This window comes from bacterium (genome assembly GCA_008933615.1).
Taxonomy (GTDB): Bacteria; CLD3; CLD3; order SB21; family SB21; genus SB21.
Map to the genome: position 1 here is coordinate 1 of WBUR01000089.1, position 2,356 is coordinate 2,356.

At 40.3% G+C, this 2,356-nt stretch carries 2 protein-coding genes and 1 pseudogene; all 3 read left to right on the plus strand.

The features are described 5' to 3' along the window. Nucleotides 1-415: 415 nt before the first annotated feature. The 3 genes and pseudogenes from F9K33_16490 (at nucleotide 416) to F9K33_16500 (ending at nucleotide 2,306) form a co-directional block, all read left to right on the plus strand. Entirely contained in the window at nucleotides 416-970 is a 555-nt protein-coding gene (locus tag F9K33_16490) for a dihydrofolate reductase (protein KAB2877365.1), read from the plus strand. Nucleotides 971-1,393: 423 nt separating this feature from the next. After that, entirely contained in the window at nucleotides 1,394-2,146 is a 753-nt protein-coding gene (locus F9K33_16495; GenBank protein KAB2877366.1) for a hypothetical protein, read from the plus strand. 31 nt (nucleotides 2,147-2,177) lie between these two features. Further along, nucleotides 2,178-2,306, plus strand: a pseudogene (locus F9K33_16500) (dihydrofolate reductase). The last annotated feature ends 50 nt before the right edge of the window (nucleotides 2,307-2,356 follow it).

The window sequence follows — 2,356 nt, forward strand, 5'->3', positions numbered from 1 at the left end:
TGCGAAAAACGGCTTTCATAAACGTTCTGATTTCGCGTATCGTTAAGCTTGAGAATCGTTTTTCGCAGCCCGTCCTGCGAACGAGGGTTTAGGCATTTTTTTCACAGCCGAAGTTTTCTTTCCCGCTTTCTTTTTAAAAAGAAAGCGGATCTAAGTGTTTACTTTAAGTAAGACCCTATATTAGGACATGCTGTGGAGCTTTTTCTTTCTTTGCTCGTGTCCCGCTTAAAGAGCGGGACAGGCGCCGAAAAGAAACAAATGCGCCATAGGCGCATCAGCCTTCGGCTGAGAAAAGCACGAAGGCTATGGAAAAACGCCGGAACCGGAGTTTTTCCAAGGCCTGAAAACAAGAATACCAGAGAGGGCTCACAGCCAAAGTTTTCCAAAAATAAATAACCACAATTAAGGACCAATTATGAGAAAACTCATTGCAGCCATGAATATGACCCTGGACGGGTATTGCGACCACACGGCCGGGATCGCAGATGATGAGATACATGAGCATTATAATGAACTTTTACGCAATGCCGGCGTCCTTATCTACGGAAGGATCACGTATCAACTGATGGAAAGCTACTGGCCGTCGATCGTAAAAAATCCTACGGGTAACAAATCCATGGATACATTTGCCGTGCTCATAGACGATGTTCCAAAGATCGTTTATTCCCGCACGCTGAAAAAGGTGGATTGGAAAAATTCAACATTGAAAAACGAAGTCATCAAAGAAGAAATTGTAGAACTCAAGCGGCAAGCGGGCAAAGACATTTTTGTCGGCAGTCCGGGTTTGATAGTTGCCATGATGCAGCTTGGCGTCGTGGATGAATACCGGCTTAACGTTCAGCCCATTATTTTAGGAAGCGGTTTAACGTTATTTAAAAAAATCAGGGATAGGATCGATCTCAGACTTATTAAAACAAAAACATTCGGCTGCGGCGCGGTGACTCTTTATTATGTGCCGGCAAAAAAATGAGTCCATACTTTAACCCCACCCTCGGTCCCTCCTCTTGCCAAGGGGAGGGAGACAGGGTGGGGTTGTATTCGTCCCCCTTGCAAAGGGGGTTAGGGGGATTTCTCCCCCGCAAAATATCCAAGAAAATTGATTGACAAATGACTTAAGAGAACGTAAATTTTCTCCGCCTTTCAAATGCTCTTTCTATCGTATGGAATTTCAGTATGAATAATTTAATAACAAATGCGATATGTTTGGACGCAACTGCGTCAAGCATAAGGATACGTCCAGCTATTCGCAACTTCATTTATCGAACGATAAATGATGTTTATACGAAATTGATTCTATAGATCGTTGTGGCCAATGGGGCTGACTCCGTTGACAAATTAGATCAAGCCCACAAATTTTCGGTTGACAGAAAAATATATTAACGAGAAAGGTAGTATGGAGACTATTTCAAGAGATTCAATCACGAAATACAAGCATTTCCATCTTTGGATGTTAATACCGTTTGTAATTTCAATTCTGGGATTTTCATACAGCTATTATTTTAATCTGGCCAATGCAACCTTTCATCAACATGTGCATGGTATTTCTGCCACACTCTGGTATGTACTGGTTATATTCCAGCCTTATTTAATTATCCGTAAACAAAACATTCAAAGACATAAAACGCTTGGAACAGTGGGAATTATTTTGGCAGGAATTGTAGCGGGTAGTGCACTTACTATTATCCCAAAAAATATAGATAATGTTAATGAACTTGATATTAACGGCTTTTTTAATCCAACGTTTGCATATTTCGCTGTAGTGATTGACTTCGTATTGATATTCATGTTTATTGTAAGTGTGAGTTTAGCTGTACTGAGTATAAAAAAGAAACATTTATCCTCCCACGTTCAGTGGTTAATGGCATCTGTATTTTTTGTCCTGTCACCGGCGTTAGCAAGAATGCTTGGTATAAGTGCCATTTTTATAAATAAAGGAAGTTTCGAAGGAATTACCTTGATTGGAATGGCATTACCGTCAATGATTGTTATGCTGGTATTGATAGTTATTTTCTATTACATGTATGGTAGTTTTAAACACATATCATTTAGGCTTTTAGTTATTGCTCATTTACCGTATTTATTTATTGAGTGGATTGGTGATAATGAACTTATAAGGAACTTGCTAACAGCTATTTTCAAGGCATAGTTGGAGTGTAAGAAAGAACGAATTCAGTCAGCCCATTATTTTAGGAAGCGGTTTAACGTTATTTAAAAACATCAGGGATAGGATCGATCTCAAACTCATAAAGACAAAAACATTCGGCTGCGGCGCGGTAATTCTTTACTATGAGCCGGCAAAAAAATGAGTCCCTACTTTAACCCCACCCCTGCCCCTCCCCTTGCCAAGGGGAGGGAG